18 protein-coding genes are annotated in these 19,045 nt (G+C 62.3%); 8 read left to right on the top strand and 10 right to left on the bottom strand.

The features are described from left to right. The first annotated feature begins 234 nt into the window (after nt 1-234). The 4 genes from ribB (at nt 235) to JQ609_RS29590 (ending at nt 4,942) form a co-directional block, all read left to right on the top strand. A complete protein-coding gene (gene ribB, locus JQ609_RS29605) occupies nt 235-1,311 on the top strand; it encodes a 3,4-dihydroxy-2-butanone-4-phosphate synthase (RefSeq protein WP_212214147.1) in 1,077 nt (358 codons plus the stop codon). Nucleotides 1,312-1,483: 172 nt separating this feature from the next. Beyond that, nucleotides 1,484-2,698 carry an acyl-CoA dehydrogenase gene (locus tag JQ609_RS29600; RefSeq protein ID WP_212214143.1) on the top strand — a complete coding sequence of 405 codons (1,215 nt, stop codon included), beginning with the start codon at nt 1,484-1,486 and terminating at the stop codon, nt 2,696-2,698. A 166-nt stretch (nt 2,699-2,864) separates the two neighbouring features. Next, nucleotides 2,865-3,791, top strand: a complete 927-nt coding sequence (locus tag JQ609_RS29595) for an MBL fold metallo-hydrolase (RefSeq protein WP_212276302.1) — start codon at nt 2,865-2,867, stop codon at nt 3,789-3,791. A gap of 35 nt (nt 3,792-3,826) precedes the next feature. After that, complete coding sequence (locus JQ609_RS29590) at nt 3,827-4,942, top strand: murein L,D-transpeptidase family protein (protein WP_312014910.1); 1,116 nt, start codon at nt 3,827-3,829, stop codon at nt 4,940-4,942. Between the two features lie 84 nt (nt 4,943-5,026). Here the strand turns inward: JQ609_RS29590 and JQ609_RS29585 are convergent, their stop codons facing one another. From JQ609_RS29585 to JQ609_RS29570, 4 genes are all read right to left on the bottom strand, one after another. Continuing rightward, on the bottom strand, nt 5,027-5,920 hold the full coding sequence (locus tag JQ609_RS29585) for a L,D-transpeptidase (protein WP_212276301.1): 894 nt from the start codon (nt 5,918-5,920) through the stop codon (nt 5,027-5,029). 221 nt (nt 5,921-6,141) lie between these two features. Continuing rightward, nucleotides 6,142-6,987 (bottom strand): DUF1499 domain-containing protein, encoded by an 846-nt coding sequence (locus JQ609_RS29580; protein ID WP_212214121.1) that lies wholly within the window; start codon nt 6,985-6,987, stop codon nt 6,142-6,144. A gap of 148 nt (nt 6,988-7,135) precedes the next feature. Further along, a complete protein-coding gene (locus JQ609_RS29575) occupies nt 7,136-8,035 on the bottom strand; it encodes a LysR family transcriptional regulator (protein ID WP_249119741.1) in 900 nt (299 codons plus the stop codon). A 339-nt stretch (nt 8,036-8,374) separates the two neighbouring features. Next, nucleotides 8,375-10,003 carry a fatty-acid--CoA ligase gene (locus tag JQ609_RS29570; RefSeq protein ID WP_212276300.1) on the bottom strand — a complete coding sequence of 543 codons (1,629 nt, stop codon included), beginning with the start codon at nt 10,001-10,003 and terminating at the stop codon, nt 8,375-8,377. A gap of 82 nt (nt 10,004-10,085) precedes the next feature. Here JQ609_RS29570 and JQ609_RS29565 point away from each other — a divergent pair, with 82 nt between their 5' ends. Next, nucleotides 10,086-11,192 (top strand): extensin family protein, encoded by a 1,107-nt coding sequence (locus tag JQ609_RS29565; RefSeq protein WP_212276299.1) that lies wholly within the window; start codon nt 10,086-10,088, stop codon nt 11,190-11,192. 284 nt (nt 11,193-11,476) lie between these two features. Here JQ609_RS29565 and JQ609_RS29560 read toward each other — a convergent pair whose 3' ends face one another. After that, complete coding sequence (locus tag JQ609_RS29560) at nt 11,477-12,160, bottom strand: L,D-transpeptidase (protein WP_212214104.1); 684 nt, start codon at nt 12,158-12,160, stop codon at nt 11,477-11,479. A 399-nt stretch (nt 12,161-12,559) separates the two neighbouring features. On the opposite strand from JQ609_RS29560, the gene JQ609_RS29555 reads away from it, so the two are divergent. Continuing rightward, nucleotides 12,560-13,537 (top strand): magnesium transporter CorA family protein, encoded by a 978-nt coding sequence (locus JQ609_RS29555; RefSeq protein WP_212214101.1) that lies wholly within the window; start codon nt 12,560-12,562, stop codon nt 13,535-13,537. Nucleotides 13,538-13,806: 269 nt separating this feature from the next. Here the strand turns inward: JQ609_RS29555 and JQ609_RS29550 are convergent, their stop codons facing one another. The 3 genes from JQ609_RS29550 to pdxH all read right to left on the bottom strand — a co-directional run bounded on the left by JQ609_RS29550 (nt 13,807) and on the right by pdxH (nt 15,566). Beyond that, nucleotides 13,807-14,070: a hypothetical protein gene (locus tag JQ609_RS29550; protein WP_212276298.1), complete on the bottom strand. Its 264-nt coding sequence runs from the start codon at nt 14,068-14,070 to the stop codon at nt 13,807-13,809. Nucleotides 14,071-14,143: 73 nt separating this feature from the next. After that, nucleotides 14,144-14,896 carry an SDR family NAD(P)-dependent oxidoreductase gene (locus JQ609_RS29545; RefSeq protein WP_212214099.1) on the bottom strand — a complete coding sequence of 251 codons (753 nt, stop codon included), beginning with the start codon at nt 14,894-14,896 and terminating at the stop codon, nt 14,144-14,146. Between the two features lie 16 nt (nt 14,897-14,912). Continuing rightward, nucleotides 14,913-15,566: a pyridoxamine 5'-phosphate oxidase gene (pdxH, locus tag JQ609_RS29540; protein WP_212214096.1), complete on the bottom strand. Its 654-nt coding sequence runs from the start codon at nt 15,564-15,566 to the stop codon at nt 14,913-14,915. Nucleotides 15,567-15,694: 128 nt separating this feature from the next. On the opposite strand from pdxH, the gene JQ609_RS29535 reads away from it, so the two are divergent. Together JQ609_RS29535 and JQ609_RS29530 are read left to right on the top strand one after the other, a co-directional pair. Continuing rightward, entirely contained in the window at nt 15,695-16,093 is a 399-nt protein-coding gene (locus tag JQ609_RS29535; RefSeq protein ID WP_312014768.1) for an RT0821/Lpp0805 family surface protein, read from the top strand. Nucleotides 16,094-16,241: 148 nt separating this feature from the next. Further along, nucleotides 16,242-17,192: a DnaJ C-terminal domain-containing protein gene (locus JQ609_RS29530; protein WP_212214093.1), complete on the top strand. Its 951-nt coding sequence runs from the start codon at nt 16,242-16,244 to the stop codon at nt 17,190-17,192. Nucleotides 17,193-17,564: 372 nt separating this feature from the next. Here JQ609_RS29530 and JQ609_RS29525 read toward each other — a convergent pair whose 3' ends face one another. After that, nucleotides 17,565-18,341: an anti-sigma factor gene (locus tag JQ609_RS29525; protein WP_212276297.1), complete on the bottom strand. Its 777-nt coding sequence runs from the start codon at nt 18,339-18,341 to the stop codon at nt 17,565-17,567. Nucleotides 18,342-18,423: 82 nt separating this feature from the next. Next, nucleotides 18,424-18,912 (bottom strand): RNA polymerase sigma factor, encoded by a 489-nt coding sequence (locus tag JQ609_RS29520; RefSeq protein ID WP_209846728.1) that lies wholly within the window; start codon nt 18,910-18,912, stop codon nt 18,424-18,426. Nucleotides 18,913-19,045 lie beyond the last annotated feature (133 nt).

Raw genomic sequence — 19,045 nt, 5'->3', positions numbered from 1 at the left:
CGTGCCGATGGTGGCGGAAGCGGTGGGACTGGCCTGCGGCCCCTGCCATCAGGGCGAACCCCGCCCATGCCGTCAGCTGGAAATTCAACCGAAAATGCATATGTCTCTTCCCCGAGTGCCTGCCGATTTCGTACAGCGAAACGCTTCGGCGACGTTCTGCCCCGCGTATTGATGCTGGCGCGGGCCCATGAGTCCGGCTAATGCACTCCCTGTCCAAAGCGAGAATTTGAGAAAATGGCCGATACGATCCAGGAAGTTCTGCAAGCCTTTGCCAAGGGCGAACTCGTCGTCGTCACCGATGATGACGACCGGGAGGGTGAGGGCGATCTGATCGTCGCCGCCTCGCTCTGCACCGCCGAGAAAATGGCGTTCATCATCCGCCATACCTCGGGCATCGTCTGCGCGCCGATCACGCAGGAAGACGCGCGCCGGTTCCGGCTCGATCCGATGGTCGCGCATAATGATTCCAACCACACCACCGCCTTCACCGTCTCGATCGACTACAAGCCCGATGGCGGCACAGGTATTTCGGCTGACGAGCGCGCCTCCTGCTGCCGGGCGCTGGCCAACCCGAACGCCGGCGCCAGTGATTTTGCCCGGCCCGGTCATATCTTTCCGCTGATCGCCCGCGACGGTGGCGTGCTGCTGCGTTCCGGTCATACCGAGGCCGCGGTCGATCTTTGCAAGCTCTCCGGCCTGCCGCCGGTCGGCGTCATCTCCGAGTTGATGAACGACGACGGCACCGTGATGAAGGGCATGCAGGTCGCAAAATTCGCCGCCACCCACAAGCTCAAGCACGTCACGATCGCTGACATGATCGCCTACCGCCAGGCGCGCGAGAAGCTGATCGAGCGGGTCGCAACGTTTACGACGGATAGCCCGATCGGGCCGCTGCAGGGCTACGCCTACCGTTCGCCGTTCGATGAGATCGCGCATGCCGCCTTCGTCTATAACGGCATCGGCGACGGCAAGAACGTGCTGACGCGGCTGCACAAGCCCAACATCGTCAAGGACCTGTTCACCGGCCAGGCGCGCATGCAGATCGTGCTGAACCATTTCAAGCAGGCTGGCCGCGGCGTGCTGGTGTATTTGCGCGACGGCGCCGCCGGCGTTCCGGTCGAGCCGGTCGGCGAACAGAAATCCGCCGAGGCCGATCGCAACCGACAATGGCGTGAAGTGGGCGTCGGCGCGCAAATATTGCGCGACCTCGGTATCACTTCGATCCGGCATCTGACGTCGTCGGTACACGACTACAAGGGACTGTCCGGTTTCGGGATCGAGATCGTCTCCAACGAACGGCTCGAAGGGTAGCCCGTCATTCCGGGGCGATGCCAAGCATCGAGCCCGGAATCTCGAGATTCCGGGTTCGCATCTTCGATTCGCCCCGGAATGACGGCGAGGCCCAATTCAATTGCGCTTCGGACGATAGCGCACTAATTTGGCCGCCAATTCCAATCAGGACAGTGATGCGAAAGGGATTTTTATGAGCGTGCGCCCTCAGTCCAAGGACAAACCGACATCGGCGGGTTTCCAGTGGGACGATCCGTTCCTGCTCGATGAGCAGCTTACCGAAGACGAACGCATGATCCGCGACACCGCGCGTGCCTATGCGCAGGACAAGCTGCTGCCGCGCGTCACCAAGGCCTATCTCGAGGAAAAGACCGATCGCGAGATCTTCAACGAGATGGGCGAACTCGGCCTGATCGGCATCACGCTGCCGGAAGAATATGGCTGCGCCAGTGCAAGCTATGTCGCCTATGGCCTGGTGGCGCGCGAGATCGAGCGCGTCGATTCCGGCTATCGTTCGATGAACTCCGTGCAGTCCTCGCTGGTGATGCATCCGATCTACGCCTATGGCGACGACAGCCAGCGCAAGAAATATCTGCCCAAGCTTGCGACCGGCGAATGGGTCGGCTGCTTCGGGCTGACCGAGCCGGATGCCGGCTCCGATCCCGGCGGCATGAAGACCCGCGCCGAGAAGGTCTCCGACGGCTACAAGCTGACCGGCAGCAAGATGTGGATTTCCAACGCGCCGATCGCCGACGTGTTCGTGGTCTGGGCCAAGTCCGCCGCGCATGACAATCAGATCCGCGGCTTCATCCTGGAAAAAGGCATGAAGGGCCTGTCGGCGCCGAAGATCGGCGGCAAGCTTTCGCTGCGCGCCTCGATCACCGGCGAGATCGTGATGGACGGCGTGGTGGTGCCCGAGAGCGCGCTGTTGCCCAACGTGTCCGGCCTGAAGGGACCGTTCGGCTGCCTCAACCGCGCCCGCTACGGCATCTCCTGGGGCGTGATGGGCGCCGCCGAGGATTGCATGGCGCGCGCGCGCCAATACACGCTCGAGCGCAAGCAGTTTGGCCGGCCGCTGGCGGCAACCCAGCTGGTGCAGAAGAAGCTCGCCGACATGCAGACCGAGATCTCGCTGGGCCTGCAGGCCTCATTGCGGGTCGGCCGCCTGATGGACGAGGGCAAGGTCGCGCCGGAGATGATCTCGATCGTCAAGCGCAACAATTGCGGCAAGGCGCTCGACATCGCCCGCGTCGCCCGCGACATGCATGGCGGCAACGGTATCCAGATCGAATATCACGTGATGCGCCACTCCTCGAACCTGGAAACCGTCAACACCTATGAAGGCGCCCACGACGTCCACGCCCTGATTTTGGGCCGCGCGATCACGGGCATCCAGGCGTTTTCGTAAAGGCAAACTCTATCCAATCGTCATGGCCGGGCAGAAGCGCGAAGCGCGTCTTCGCGCTAGATGTCCCGGCCATCAACGTCTTGGACGCCGCGAGAAGAAAGACGTGGATGCCCGGGACAAGCCCGGGCATGACGGAGCAAGAACCCCACGCTGCGAGCATTCCTGCATGGCCGAAACCGAAGACGAAACCATCCCGTTCAACCGCGACTTCCCGCTCAAACCTGGCGTCGTCGACGAAGCCCGCCCTGGCGTACGGCGGGTGCTCTGCGACAATCCGAGCCCCTTCACCTTCACCGGCACGGTCAGCTACATCGTGGGCAAGGGCAAGGTTGCGATCATCGATCCCGGCCCGAACAATGAGGCGCATGCGAAAGCGCTGCTGGACGCCGTCCGCGGCGAAACCGTGACGCATATCCTGGTCACCCATACCCACAACGACCATTCGCCGAACACCGCGCGGATCAAGGCCGCGACCGGCGCGCCCGTCTACGCCGAGGGGCCGCACCGCGCCTCGCGGCCGCGCTTCGAGAGCGAGAAGCACAATCCGGAATCGGGGGCCGATCGCAATTTCCGGCCGGACATCGAGGTCAAGAACGGCGACACCATCGAGGGCTCCGGCTGGGCGCTGGAAGCGGTGGCAACCCCCGGCCACACCGCTAACCATCTGGCGTTCGCCTGGCCCGAGCGGAAGATCAGTTTCGTCGGCGACCACGTGATGGGCTGGTCGACCTCCATCGTGGCCCCGCCTGATGGCTCGATGATCGACTACATGGATTCGCTGGCGCGGCTGGAGAAGCGCCCGGAGGATCTGTATTTCTCAGGCCATGGGCCGGAAATTCCGGAAGGCCCGCGCTTTGTGCGTTTCCTGACCCGGCACCGCCGCGCCCGCGAAGCCTCGATCCTGCATCGTCTTGCCAAGGGCGAGACCGACATCCCGAACATGGTGCGCGCGATCTATATCGGCCTCGATCCGCGGCTGACCGGTGCCGCCGGCTATTCCGTGCTGGCGCATCTGGAAGACCTCGTGTCACGCGGCATCGTGGCGACCGACGGCGATCCCGTGATCGGCGGGACCTATCGGATGGCTTCCTAGAACGAACCATCTTTCGTCACGTTCGAGGTACAGCAGTGATCCGCGCCATGGTCCGACGTGCGCTTGTACTGATCGCGGCATTTGTCGCAGGGCTGACGCCGGTCACGTGCCTTGGCGAGGGCAACAATCGGTTACCGACCAAGGCAACAAAGGAACTTCCTCCTGAACTGCTCTCGCTGCTCCAACAGAAGAAGATGCCCAAATATTCACCTATCGTGGTGCGCCTTTTCAAGGAAGAGGCGGAGCTCGAAGTCTGGAAACAGGACACCACTGGCCGTTTCCAGATCCTCAAGACCTATCCGATCTGCCGGTGGTCGGGCGATCTTGGACCGAAGCTGCACGAGGGCGACCGTCAGGCTCCAGAGGGATTCTATACAGTTACACCTGAGTTGATGAATCCCAACTCCAGCTTCTATCTTTCGATCAACCTTGGCTACCCCAACAGATTCGACAAGGCGAACAACCGCGACGGCAGCTTCCTCATGATCCACGGCGACTGCTGGTCGAGCGGTTGCTATGCCATGACCGACGAACAGATCAGCGAGATTTATTCGCTGGCACGCGACTCATTCCTCAGCGGGCGACCGTCGTTCCAGGTCCAGGCCTATCCGTTCCGCTTGACGCCGGCGAATTTGGCGCGGCATCGAAATAGTCCGAACCTGGCCTTCTGGAAAATGCTCAAGATCGGCAACGATCATTTCGAGACGACGCAACTCGAACCCAAGGTGGACGTGTGCAATCGCCGCTATGTATTCGATGCGCAACCTCCCCCAAATTCGCCGCATCCTCTTGTGTTCAATGCATCGGAAAAATGCCCCTCCTTTGTCGTCAATCCGGAAATCGCGCGGCGGGCGCGGGAAAAAAATCGCATCGACGAGCTCGAATACTCCCGATTGGTTGAAGACAATTTGCCGGTCGCCCCGATCTACAGCGGTTTGGACGGCGGAATGAACAAGGCTTTTCTGGCGCGGTTTCCGGGCAGAGTGACGCTTGCGAAAGTGATGCCGTATGCATCTTACCTGCCGCAATTGCCACCGATCCCCTGGATCGACAACGATGGCTCGTTGACGAGCAAATGGTTTGGCGTCTCGTTCTCCAAGCCGATTGTGTGCGATCCGGCTCGTGCCAGCTTCCCATCGGGCCGGTGCTGAACTCTTGTCCAACGTCCGCCATGGGCCAGACGCTGACTTAAAAGCGGCGACCCGAATGTTGCAGACGAAGGACGGAGGACTGAGTTACTGGACCTCGGCGATCTTCGGTCCAGATGACGGCATCTGCGCGTTGTTTGTCGGGGGCCGGTTCGACGGCAATGCCGGGTCCGGCAATCGGAAAGCGGCGCCGGGCGGCGCTCCCTGGGATGGTCGACGGGCAGCGGTTACAGGAAGCACGATCACTTTCGCTCCGACTTTCACCCGCTCATAAAGGTCCACGATGTCCTCGTTGGTCAGCCGGATACAGCCGGACGAAACCTGCTTCCCGATCGTATCGGGCTTGTTGGTGCCGTGAATTCTATATTCGGTCTCGCCCAGATACATCGCCCGGGCGCCGAGCGGGTTGCCGGGGCCGCCTGCCATGAACCGCGGCAGATAAGGCTGACGCACCAGCATATCTGCAGGCGGACGCCAATCCGGCCATTCTGTCTTGCGGGCCACCGTCTGTTCACCGGACCAGGTGAAACCTTCGCGGCCAACACCGATGCCGTAGCGCATTGCTTGCCTGTCGTTCAGAACGAAATAAAGGAATGTGTTTTTGGTATCGATGATCACGGTGCCCGGCGTTTGGTGGCTGGCGTAGTCAATCACCTGCCGAACAAATGCTCCGGGAGCGTCAGCGGCTTTTGGCGGTTCGACCGGAGGCGCGGGAGGCAAAATCGGAGCCGGAGCTGGAGCTGGAGCCAGAGCCAGAGCCGGAACTGTCGCTGATGCATGAACTGGAGTTGCCACGTAAACCGGAGTTGACGACGCCAGAGCCTGGTGCGCGGACGGCTTTCGGGTCGGTTGCACGCTCGTCGGGCGCCACAGCAAACTGTACCCCAATGCGGCGAGCGCCACGGCGCCAACTGCAACTCTCGCGACCATTGGTAGTGCGAGCGTCGCCTTTGCCTTTCCACGTTTGGCCCGCTTGCTCATATCTTTCTCCAGGTCACCATGCCCAGAAGAAGTACCCAGCAAAATTTAAGAAACTTCGAAGCGATTGCGCTCGCACTGGAACCGTTAGCGGTGGTTAACGCCGAACTCTCATTCGGCAACATAAAAACTGGGCGGAGCAGACACGCTCCGCTGGGTCAATAGCGTCTATGGGCCCAGGAAGCGCCAAGTTCGCAAAGGAGGATTGAGCCGCAGCCAGCGCGCTACTGCTTCTTCACCGTCTTGGCCGGTGCCTTCGCGGGCGCCGCCGGTTTCTTGGCGGCCGGCTTGGTGTCGGCCACGGTGTTGATGTCCGCGATCAGCTTGGTGATGCGTGAGGCGTTGCTGCCGAGATCGCTGTCGAAATAGCGCGATGCGGAGCGGATATCGACGCGGGAATCCTCGCCGTCGGCCTTGATTCGGATCGAGACGTCTTCGCGAAATCCCATGATCATCGTTTGCGCGATCGCCTCGATGCGTCCTTCGCGGCGCGCCTGCGGCGGGCGCTCGTCGACGACGCGCCATTTGCGCTTGTTGACGAGCGCGAGCGTGATCTCATAGGCGCGCTGCGGCGGGACTTCGAGTTCGACGGTCTCGACATCAGGGTAGGCGATCGCCTGCTGCTCGGCTGAATAGAGCCCGGCATAGACGGCGGGATTGGTGCCATCGCCGGCACGCAGCGGCGCCAGCGCCTGGAAGCGTGGCGGATCGATCGAATCGGTGGTGATGTCGTAGATCCGTGGCAGGTTGCGGTATTGCAGGGCGAGATAGGCGGGGTAGGCGAGGATGGCGGCGTCGAGCAACAGCGCCAGCAGGATGCGGCCCATGCCGCGCGAACCGTTTTGCCAGATCGCAGCAAACGCGGCGAGGCCGACCAGGATGGAGAGGCCGGCCAGGGCCAGGGCGCCGAAGAACGTCGCCAGCGCCGGCTTCATTTCGAGGAAGCCGAAGCGGACGATCATGATCGACACCACCACCGCAACCAGGGAGAATATCGCGAGGTTGCGCGCCCACGTGGCGAGGCTGGACACGGGCTCCGTCTGGTAGGGAGCGGAAAACCTGCGGGCCATCCCTAGACTTCCATCATGAATTCAGTTGCCGTTGCGGTCGCAATGCTGGAGACCCGGCGCCTTGAACTAGCGCATTTTTCGCACCTGTGGAAAGCAGCTTGCGCCGGAAAATCAGTCCAAATGGTGGTGCAAGTAGCGTCATGGCGCCTCATGCCGGATGGCTGAACTGCGCCACCACAAAGTCGATAAAGGCCTTGATGCGCGGAGCGCGGTGGCGGCCCGGGACAGTCAGCGCATGGATCGCAAACGTCTCGGGGATGTGGCTATCTCCGAGCAGCGGAACGAGGGTGCCTTGCTGGATTGCTCGCGCGACCATGAAATCCGCCAACCTGGCGATGCCGAGCCCGGCTACCGCCATATCAAGCAGCAGGTCGGCATTGTCGCTGGTAAAGGTGCCTGACACGGCGAGGCGATTGATGCCTTCATGGGTGTGGAAGGGCCATTGCGACCACGCCGGCCCGGGTAGCGTCAGGCAATTATGCTGCAGCAGATCGGCCGGCACGCGCGGCGATCCGTGTTGCTTCAAATAGAGCGGACTGGCGCAAATGACCCGTGTCGCGTCACCGAGCTTGCGTGCCACGAGGGTTGAGTCGCCGAGTGCGCCGGAGCGGATGGCGACGTCGACCTGTTCGGCAACCAGGTCGACCTGGTGGTCCGAAACATGAAGCTCGACGCTGATGTCTGGATATTTGGCGAGGAAATCTGGAAGGGCGGGCCCGAGTATCTGTTTGGCGAGGGCTGTTCCGACGCTGATCCGCAAATGGCCGCGTGGCAGCCGGCTTGCCGCCGTTACCTCGGCTTCAGCGGCTTCGATCGAAGCGAGGATGTCCCGGCTCCGGGCCAGGAACAGATCGCCCTCGGCGGTCAAAGCGAGCCTGCGCGTGGTCCTGGTCAACAGGCGCACCCCCAGCCGGTCTTCGATGCGGGTGACCAGCTTGGACAGGGCAGAGGGGGTCACGCCGAGGTCGTCTGCCGCGGCGGCAAAGCTGCCGCGTTCGACCACCCGCACGAACCCGTTCATTTCGGCCGAGGCCGCGTTGATATTCATGAATTTATTTCACGAGTGAATATGAATACCCACCAATTATATCACGTTAGAAACGTAATAAAAGGTGGTCGCAGACAATGAAGGAGCGCCCACTATGTCTTGGGAAAAGAAGCTGCACGGTCACGTAAGGGGTGTTGAAGGCGCGCTGCGCCATCCGGACGGCAGCCCCGATATCGCCGCTTACGGCAGGATCGCTCACCGCGAGCGGGACGCAGCCGTCCTTGCCGCCGTGCAGGACACAGCCCGCAGCCTGCGCGCGATGTGGTCGGCGATCTGGCGTGTCTTGGGTGGGTCCTCGGGCCGGTCGGGGCGCATCCGGTCGAACGCGCCCCTCCGGGGTTAAGCCGCCGCGTTCGGAAAACTGTAGCTCTTGAACTGGTCGCGTAGCGCGGTTTTCAGGATCTTGCCGGTCGCGGTGTGCGGAATGCCCTCGACGAAGGCGACGTCGTCGGGCATCCACCATTTCGCGATCTTGCCATCCATGTATTTCAGGATGTCCTCGCGCGTCGCTTGCTGGCCGGCCTTGAGCTGCACGATCAAGAGCGGACGCTCGTCCCATTTGGGATGATGGATGCCGATCACGGCGGCTTCCGCGACCGCCGGATGGCCGACCGCGAGGTTTTCCAGATCGATCGACGAAATCCATTCGCCGCCCGACTTGATGACGTCCTTGGAGCGGTCGGTGATCCGCATATAGCCGTGCTGGTCGATGGTCGCGACGTCACCGGTGTCGAAATAGCCGTGTTCGTCGAGAATCTCGCTGTCGACCTTGAAGTAGGCCTTCGCGACGGCAGGTCCTGCGACTTTGAGCCGGCCAAAGGTCTTGCCGTCCCACGGCAATTCCTTGCCGGCATCGTCGGTGATCTTCATCTGCACACCGAACGGCGGATAACCCTGCGTCTGCAGGATATCGAGCCGCTCCTCGCCGGAGAGTTCGGCAAACGGCGGCTTCAGCGCCGCCACGGTGCCGATCGGGCTCATCTCGGTCATGCCCCAGGCGTGGCGCACGCGAACGCCCATGTCGACGAACGACTTGATCATCGAGCGCGGCATCGCCGAGCCGCCGCACACCACGCTCTTCAGGTGGGGCAGCTTCAGGTTTCCGGCGGCCATGTGATTGAGCAGCATCAGCCACACCGTCGGCACGCCGGCGGTGTGCGTGACCTTCTCGGTGTCGAGAAGCTCGTAGACCGAAGCGCCGTCGAGCTTGGCGCCCGGCATCACGAGCTTGGTGCCCATCGAGGGCGCGGAGAACGCGATGCCCCAGCTGTTGGCGTGGAACAACGGCACCACCGGCAGCATTGTCTCGGCGGCGCTGGTGCCGAGCGCGTCGACATTGTTGGCCATCAACCCGTGCAGTACGTTGGAGCGGTGCGAATACAACACGCCTTTTGGATCGCCCGTGGTACCCGAGGTGTAGCACATCGCGGCTGCGGTATTCTCGTCGAAGGTCTTCCACTCGAACTTGCCGTCGGCTTCCGCGATCCAGTCCTCATAGGCGACCGCGTTCTTCAGCGTGGTCTGCGGCATGTGGGCCTTGTCGGTGAACACGATGTAGCGTTCGACGCTGGGCAGGCTGCCCGCGATCTTTTCCAGGATCGGAATGAAGGTGAGATCGGTCATAACCACGCGGTCTTGCGCATGGTTGATGATCCAGGCGATCTGGTCGGGGAACAGCCGCGGGTTGACGGTATGGCAGATCGCGCCGATGCCCATGATGCCGTACCAGGCTTCAAGGTGGCGCCAGGTGTTCCATGCGATGGTGGCGACGCGGTCGCCGAGCTTGATGCCGTCGCGATCGAGCCGCTGCGAGACTTTCAGCGCGCGATCGCGAATTTCGGCGTAATTGGTGCGATGAATGGGCCCTTCGACCGACCGCGTGACGACCTCTTGCGTACCGTGATACTGCGCCGCGTGTTCGATAATCCGGTGGCAAAGCAAAGGCCAGTCTTGCATCAATCCGAGCATACGCACGTCCCTCCCAAAGGTTATTTCCTCGCGCATGATCCGCCAAAGTGCTGGTGTTTTGGCGCGCGATCATGGAATTGACATGAACTGTAGCGCGGAGAAAGCAAGCCGAAAATGGGCTTATGGCGCCTTTGGCCGCACGGCGGCGGCAATGGTTACCGTTGCGGTGGGCCTGCTTCTGCCCGGCGTGTTCTGCGAACCGGCCTTGGCGGCCAAAGCGTCCCGATCGACGCCCTGGGGCGACCTGTTCGGGATCCACCCGCCGAAGCCGCGGGCAAAGGTCCACCGGGCGGCGGTGCCGCTCCCGCGGCCGCGCCCGGCCGATGCCCCCTCCGCTGAGGAGCTTGCCAAAGAAACTGCCAAGGAGACCACGAAGGAAGGCAAGCCCACCGAACAGGCCACGCCCCAGCCACCTCCGCCCTCGGCCTGCCGGCTGGCGCTGACGGAGGCCATCGCCATTGCTCCCAGCATTCCCGATATCCGTGGCGCCGGCGGCTGCGGGGGCGAGGACTTGGTGCGACTTGAGGCGATCGTGCTGCCGGACAAGCGGCAGGTCTCGGTGAAGCCGGCGGCGATCCTGCGCTGCGCGATGGCCTCCGCATTGGCGGACTGGATCCGGACTGACATCGCGCCGCTGGCGGTGCGTCTCGGCAGCACGATCAGTGATCTCGACAATTTCGACTCGTTCGAATGCCGCGGCCGCAACCGCATCGTCGGCGCAAGACTCTCCGAACACGGCCGCGCCAATGCGCTCGACGTCCGCGCCCTCAAGCTGTCCAATGGCCGCTCGATCTCGCTCACCGATCGCTCCGTGCCGCGCGAGGTGCGCGAAGCCGTGCTGCATACGGCGTGCGCGCGATTCTCGACGGTGCTGGGTCCGGGGTCGGACTGGTACCACGAGGACCACATCCATCTCGACCTCATGGAACGGCGGAATAACTACCGGATCTGCCAATGGGACGTGTGGGACCCGCTGCCGCAGACCGCGCCGCTGCTGCCGGCCGAGCGGCCGGAAGAAGCGCCGCCGCGCGAGGTTGCCGCCAAACCCGACGCGGCCAAACCCGACGCGGCCAAATCCGCTGCGGGGAAATCCAGCGCCGCTCCGGCGGATGAGAAATCCGATGCGGCAACGTCCAAACCCGAACCCAAGCCCACAACAAAAAAGCGCCGGCAAAACCGGCGCTCGTGATCGTCCTTTTGCGGCGTCGCCAGTCGCGCCCAATACGTGACGATTCATTGGCGTAACTCCAGCGTTTACGTGCCCTTTGGGCTCTTCGCTGAACGATAAGTGTGTCTTTCTGGCCGCATTACCGCACCCCCGTGGGTTCCGGTCGATATTTTGGCCACGTTCCTCACGTCCTGGTTTTCAATCCTGCCGATTGCACGTGTTCAGCGCGATATTGTGCGGCCAAATAAAAAAAACGCCGGCAAAGCCGGCGTTCTGATCTCGTTGCGGATGGTGCGATCGATCCGCTATTGCATCACGTTGCCGCTGCCGCCCTGGAGCGCCATCTTCGAATTGTACGGCGAGTCGCCCTGCTTGGGGTCCAGCACCACCACGATCGTGCCCTGCTTGACCTTGCTGTAGAGGTCGATGACGTCCTCATTGGTCATGCGAATGCAGCCCGAGGAAATCGATGCGCCGATATATTCCGGCTGGTTGGTGCCGTGAATCCGGAACAGGGTGTCGCGGCCGCCCTGGTAAAGATAGAGCGCGCGGGCGCCGAGCGGATTATCGACGCCGCCGGGCACCGACGCGGGCAGGCCTTCAATGCGCTTGTGGATATCCGCGGTCGGCGTCCATTTCGGCCATTCCGCCATGTTGCCGACCTTGGCAATGCCGGAGAAGGCCAGCGCTTCTTCGCCGACGGTAATGCCGTAACGGATCGCCTTGCCGCCGTCCTGCACCAGGTAAAGATAGTGGTTGTCGGAATCGACCACGATCGTGCCGGGTAGTTCGCGGCGGTGATAGTCGACGATGGCGCGGCGGAACGGTTCGGCCACGGCGACCTTGGCGTAACGCGCCTTTGCCAGCTGGACCTTGTCATTCGGCTTGAGCGTGGCCTCCGGCGCGGCCTGATAGCTCGTGGTCTGCATGCAGCCCGACAACATCAGGCCTGCAGCCAGAATTCCCAACTTTGCCTTCAGCGACGTCATTGCGCACTTCCAATCGAACAATATCGCGGTTACGCGCCAATTTGCGTCGCAAACGCCACGATTCCAATAATCCCATTATTGGCAAAAACCGGTAATTATTCCAGTGCTTAGACGCTGTTCGGCGCTGCGGGAGCCTGGCTGTGGCTTTTTTGCCGCAAGTTTTTCGATTTCCGGTTGATTTATAGGCAACGCTGGCGTCCTTGCCGAATCGTGGCCACGCTACCGCCACCCCACCGCCATAAATGTGGATGGCGGGTTAATACGCCAGTCATCAAGCGCTTGCCAGAATCGCGTTTAGTCCGCTCGGTGCCTGTGGCGTTTTCGTGCGGAGCGGGTACGGGTTTCGCGTGAAGAAGACACGTCAGAACCAACGACCGCTGCCCTGTTCCGGAGTTTCCTATGTTGTCAGTGTACGTCCCCTCTGAATCCACCCTGAAGAAAGTCGAGGTGGCTGAACCGGCGAAGTTGCCGGAAAGCGCAGTCTGGATCGACATGGTGAAACCGACGGGCGAGGAAGACCGCGCGGTGGAGCGGCTGACCGGGATCGCGGTGCCGACCCGGGAGGACATGCAGGAGATCGAGATTTCCAGCCGGCTCTATATCGAGAACGGCGCGCGCTACATGACCGCGACGCTGATGTGCCATTCCGACACCGACATGCCGCGGACGACGGCCGTCACCTTCATCATGGCCGGTCACCGGTTGGTAACCGTGCGCTACGACATGCCGAAGCCGTTTGCCCTGGTGGAGAACAAGCTGGCGCGCTCGTGCATGCCGGGCATAACCGGCGAAATGGTGCTGATGGAACTTGTCGACGCGGTGATCGACCGTTGCGCCGACATTCTGGAGAAGGTTGGCGCCGACGTCGATCAGGTTTCCCATGACATCTTCGAACCCGAAAGCGAGCGTCACGGCCAGGCCAAGCGATATTCGCAGATCCTGATCGCGATCGGGCGCAAGGGGGATTTGACCTCGAAGGTCCGCGAGAGCCTGGTCTCGGTCGGCCGCGTCGTCACTTTCCTCTCGGCGGTCATGGAAGGCGTCAAATGGTCCAAGGACATGCGCGAGCAGCTCAAGACCATGCAGCGTGACGTCGCCTCGCTGACCGATCACGCGTCCTACCTCTCCAACAAGATCACCTTCGTGCTCGACGCCATGCTCGGCGTTGTCAATCTCGAACAGAACAACATCATCAAGCTGTTCTCGGTGATGGCCGTGGTCTTGATGCCGCCGACGCTGATCGCCTCGATCTACGGCATGAATTTCAAGGCGATGCCGGAGCTCGAATGGGCGCACGGCTATCCGATGGCGCTGGTGATGATGCTCATGGCAGCCGTGCTGCCTTACTTTCTTTTCAGATGGAAGAAGTGGCTGTAGTCGCAACCTGATTGTTCGCGGCGGTGACTGTCGTCGCCAAGGTGACTGTCGTCACTGAGGTGACTGTTGTCACCGAGGTGGCCGTAGTAACCGAGATGTTAAGGCGCGCGCATGATCTCGGGGGCATTCATGCGCCAGCAAAAAAAACAGGAAGCTGCCCCATTTGTACGAGTAAAATTTGAGCGTCGCGATGAACCTTTGCGCGACGGCTTTCTGCGATAACGCTGTCACAAGCCGCGAGGACAGCAATGGTTGAAAAATTCATAACGTCACCCCGCAACGTCATCGATTTTGCGCGCTACCAACAGGACCGCATCGTTGGCAAGGCGCAGGCGATCGCGGCGCGGCTCTGCCGGCATTGTGGTGCGGCGCTTGCCGATGGCGAGAACGAAGACGAATGCTCGAGCGCCTTCAATGTCGAGACGCGTGATCTGCGAACCACGCCAAGGAAAACGCGAAGCAAGTTTTACGCGGATTGAAGCGCGCCAGCGTTTCGCGCGAAGCATGCCCTCGGACTTGATCCGGGGGAGCATGCCGGTTCGCGCAAAGAAAACGCGTCAAAAAGAGAATCCGGAGCTTCGGTTCTGATTCAAATCAGATCGCGCTCTAGACGTGCTGGCCGCCGTTGATGTGGATCTCGGCGCCGTTCACGTAGCTGCTGGTTTCGGTGCACAGCACGTAGATGATCTTGGCCACCTCGTCCGGTGTGCCGAGGCGGTGCATCGGGATCTGCTGGTCGACGATCTTCTCGGTGCCCGGCGACAGGATCGAGGTGTCGATCTCGCCCGGTGCGATCGAATTGACACGGACGCCGACGCGGCCGAAATCGGAGGCCATTTCACGTGTGAGTGAAGCAAGTGCCGCCTTCGACGTCGCATAGGCCACGCCCGCGAACGGATGCACGCGCGAGCCCGCAATCGAGGTGACGTTCACTACCGAGCCCTTGGTGGCCTTCAATTCCTCGATCAGCCCGCGCGCCATCATGATGGGTGCGAAGAAGTTCACCCGGAAAACATGGCTCCAGGTCTCGATGTCGGTATCCATGGTGCCCATCCGCGTGCCCGCTGCGGTCTTCGGCGAAATCGCGGCATTGTTGACCAGCGCATGCAGCGCGCCGCCTTCCAGCCGTTGGCGGATTTCCGAAATCGCCCGCGTGGTATCGGCATGGTCGGCAAGATCGACCTGGATGTGATCCTCAGGCCCGGCGTCCCACGGGCAGTCTTCGGGGAAAGGATGCCGCGAGCAGGTGATGACGCGCCAGCCGGCGGAGGAAAAGCGGATCACGGTGGCATGGCCGATGCCGCGGCTGGCTCCGGTCAGGAGCAGCGTGCGTCGCGGCGCATTGGTGGAAGTCGACATGCAATACTTTCAGGCTTCAGGGATAGAGCCGCACTTTGGTCCAAGGCTGAACTTGCCCCTGGACCGGCGCGTCGCGGCGGAATTCGATGCGGTCGTGGAGGCGGAACGGACGGTCGTGCCAGAATTCGAAACGGACCGGCTCGATGCGCCAGCCGCTCCAGCCCGGCGGACGCGGCACCTCGCCGATGACGTGCTTGGCGGCGACCAGCGCGATCGCCTGCTCGAAGGCAAAGCGGCTTTCCAGCGGCTGCGATTGCTTAGAGGCCCAGGCGCCGATCTGCGCCTGCTTCGGGCGGGTGGCGAAATAGGCGTCGGCTTCTTCCGGCGTCACAGGCGACACGTTGCCGCGGATGCGCACCTGACGGCGCAGCGATTTCCAGTGAAATAGTAAAGCCGCTTTAGGATTTGCGGCGAGTTCGCGGCCCTTCTGGCTGGCGATGTGGCTGTAGAACACGAAACCATCCGCATCATAGCCTTTCATCAGCACCATCCGCACATCGGGAAGGCCGTCGGCATCGACGGTTGCGAGCGCCATCGCGTTGGGATCGTTCGGCTCTGCCTTCACCGCTTCGGCGAACCACGCACCGAACAATGCAAACGGTTCCTCGGCGGCGGTAAAATCACCCGATGTTAACGGTGTCGGGTGTTTGATGGAGGTTGTGTCGGTCATGCCAGGAGTTCCAGTTGCGTCCGTTCGCGTTAGAGAGCGCGCTACAGCCCCAGTATAGGTTCGCCCTATATAGGACATGGGGACGCATTGGCCTATCGGCGATCCGGCCGGCGGGTGCGGTGATGACGATGATTTTGATCGGCCTCGGCGCGGGCGGTTGCAGCATGTCCCGCTCCGACGTCCTCGCCAAGCTGGAAGAAAAAGACGTCACGGGGTCGGTGACACCACCGGCCGCCCCTCCGGTGCCGACCGAGAGCGATCTGGCCTTTGCCCGCACGGCCGCTTCCGATGTGTTGACCAAAGGCGGCAAGGATTCCAGCCAGCCCTGGGAAAACCCCGAAACCGGCGCGCGGGGTTCGGTGACGCCGCTGTCCCAGGCCTATGCCTCGGACGATGGCCGCACCTGCCGGGATTTCCTGGCCAGCTACGTCAAGGATCGTGCGGAAAGCTGGCTGCAGGGTGCCGCCTGCCGGGGTGAACAGGGTCGATGGGAAATTCGTACCCTCAGGCCCTGGAAACGGAGCTAAACTACCCCAAGAATCTTGAGCGCCCGTTTTGGGGCCAGTTTTCAGCAGCATGGGCAGTTGCAAAAATGCAACTGGCTCCCCAGATGAAGGCAAAGCGGGCGAATAGCCCTTTGGTTAGAACCGATTTCCCGTGAAGGAGACGTGACGGATGCGCGACCCCTATGAGGTCTTGGGGGTGCCGCGGGGCGCCAGCGCTGCGGCGATCAAGAGTGCTTACCGCAAGCTCGCCAAGAAGCATCACCCCGACAACAACACCAACGATCCGAAATCCGCGGCGCGGTTTTCCGAGATCAACTCGGCCAACGAGATCATCGGCGACGAGGACAAGCGCAAGCAGTTCGATCGCGGTGAGATCGACGCCGAGGGCAAGCCGCGCTTTCAGGGTTTTCCCGGCGGCGGCCCGCGCGGCCGTGCCGGCCCCGCCGGCGGCTTTGAAAGCCATACTTTCCGCAGCGGCGGCGGCCCCGGCGGCGGCGGCTTCGAGGACATCCTCAACAGCATGTTCGGCGGCGCGGCCCGCGGGCAACGTCCCGGCAGTGGCCGCGCATTTGAATTCGATACCGGCGGGATCGGCCTCGATCTCGATCTCAGCGTCGCCATGACGGTGTCGCTGGAGGAGTCGGTCAAGGGTGCCGAGAAGCGCGTCCGCTTGCCGACCGGCAAGGAGCTCAACGTCAAAATTCCGGCAGGCGTCGCCGCCGGTCAGCAAATCCGGCTGAAGGGCCAGGGCGAGACCGCGCAGGGCCATCCCCCGGGCGACCTCCTGATCACTGTCAGCATTGCGCCGCATCCCTTCTTCAAGATCGACGGCAGCGACTTGCGGCTCGATCTGCCGATCACGCTCTATGAGGCGGTGCTCGGGGCCAAGATTCGGGTGCCGACGCTGGGCGGCGCGGTCGAATTTCCGATCCCGAAGAACACCTCCAGCGGTCGCACCTTCCGTCTCAAGGGCAAGGGGTTGCCGAAGGCAGGCGGGACCGGCGACCTGTTCGTCACGACAAGGATTATCCTTCCCGACGGGAACGATGCCGAGCTTGAAGCATTGATGCAAAAGTGGCGCGACGGCCACCCTTACAACCCGCGCAGCGATTTCGGCTGACCAAAAACACGGCTAATAAAACAGCGGAGTACGGCAGGCCATTTCCCGAACCAATTCAGGCGCTTCCCTTTAAAAGGGCGGCCTCGAAAGGGGGACCAGCGCGGTACCAAACCCCGATCGAGGCCGCTTGCGCCGATCGGCGGATCGAACGCCGCTCATTTTCGCGTGATCACCCAGTGCGATAATGAGACGTGCCGATGTCTTGATTCCAGATTTTCGATGTCAGAATTGGGACAAACGGCTTGACCTACGGCGTTTTCGAACGACGCCGTGCCGCGCACCCGACGCGGAGTGAACAGCGGCTCGCGCAAGGAAAACGCCAAGGAAAACGCATCGAACAACAGGCTTGTGCAACCTTGATGGTGAGCGCGCTCAACCCCCGGGTTTTTCCATCTGGTCATACACCGATTGGGCGATTTGCGTCAGTCGGCCACGGTCGCCGATGCTGCTCACCACCACATAGGCCACGCCGCGATCGGCCCAGAACAAGGCGCTCTCCTTGCCCTCCGACGAAAATCGCATCTGCGTCGCCTCGGCTTCCGACTTTGCCGTGTAGATCGTGAAGCGTTCGCCCGATGTGCTCTCATACATCATGAAGGATGCAGGTCCGCCGGAGCCGGGCAACAGCCGTCCGCCGACCAGCTTCAATCCTGCCCCGGTCAGTTCCGGCGCACGCACCAGCCAGCCGCAGCGCTTGGTCAGCCAGGCCTGCAGATGCGCCCGTTCGCTGCCCGGCACTTCGACGGGATGGCGCACCTCGACCACATAGAGCCGGTGCGCTTCGAGCGCATGAAGCGTGAAATTCTGGATCGCCGACGGGGCCGCCGCGGACGCACCGCGCGCCATCCAGCCGACACCGCCGCCGACAATGAATGCCGCCAGCGTTGCGGCAATCGCGGCGTAGAACCATTTGCGCGGCTGGCGCACCAGCCGCTCGATCTCGAGCCGCCCCGGCACCGCCTCATCGACGATGCCGTCGTAGCGGACATGCAGCGCTTCCGCCATCGTGCGCCACGACCGCACGCGCGCCGCATCGTCGGGGTGCGTCGCGAGCCACGCTTCGACATCGCCGCGGCGCTCCGCCGGCAACTCGTTGTCGACGTAAGCATGCAGCTCGTCTTCGGTGACGGGAATATGGGGGTTGGTCATCGTCGTCGTCTCTGTCTATTCCGGATCGGAATCTGCCTATGCATATCGCCTGCCATCACGCGTCTTCTTTGCATCGCCTGCATCACTTCACCCGTCTCAGCGCGGTGCGCTCGCCCTCGAGCGAGGCTTTGACGTGCGCGCGCGCCCGGGCAAGCCGGGACATCACGGTCCCGATCGGTACGCCCTGGATGTCGGCGACCTCGCGGTAGCTCAAGCCTTCCAGCATCACGAGCAGCAGCACCGAGCGCTGCTCTTCCACCAGCGTCGACAGCGCGCGGGCGATGTCGCGGCCTTCCGCTTCGGTCCCGCTGGCGTCCGGGTTGTTGTCGAGCAGCGGCATGAACTGCGGCCGCCGCGCCAGCGATCGCCGCCGGTTCTTGTTGAGGTTGGTCAGGATCGTATAGAGCCAGCTCCTGACGTCGCCGCCGAGAAACAACCGTTCCGAACGCAACGCGCGCACCAGCGTGTCCTGCACCAGATCATCGGCGATATCGGCGTCGCGCGCGAGCGCTCGCGCGTAGCGGCGCAACGCCGGAATCATGGCTTCGACACTTTGGCGAAACGCGGTCATTGTCACCAGATATTCAGGTCGGTACGGCGCGAACGCCTTAACCAACATAACACCTAAACGACGCGTCTATTCCGCCTGTTGAGGCTCAGGCAAGACAGCGTTAATCCCAGGGTTAATCCAAGGATTACCCTCA

It is taken from the genome of Bradyrhizobium sp. AUGA SZCCT0169 (assembly GCF_018130085.1).
Taxonomy (GTDB): domain Bacteria; phylum Pseudomonadota; class Alphaproteobacteria; order Rhizobiales; family Xanthobacteraceae; genus Bradyrhizobium.
The sequence above is the reverse complement of the archived record's forward strand: the minus strand, read 5'-3'. Positions and strand labels throughout refer to the sequence as shown.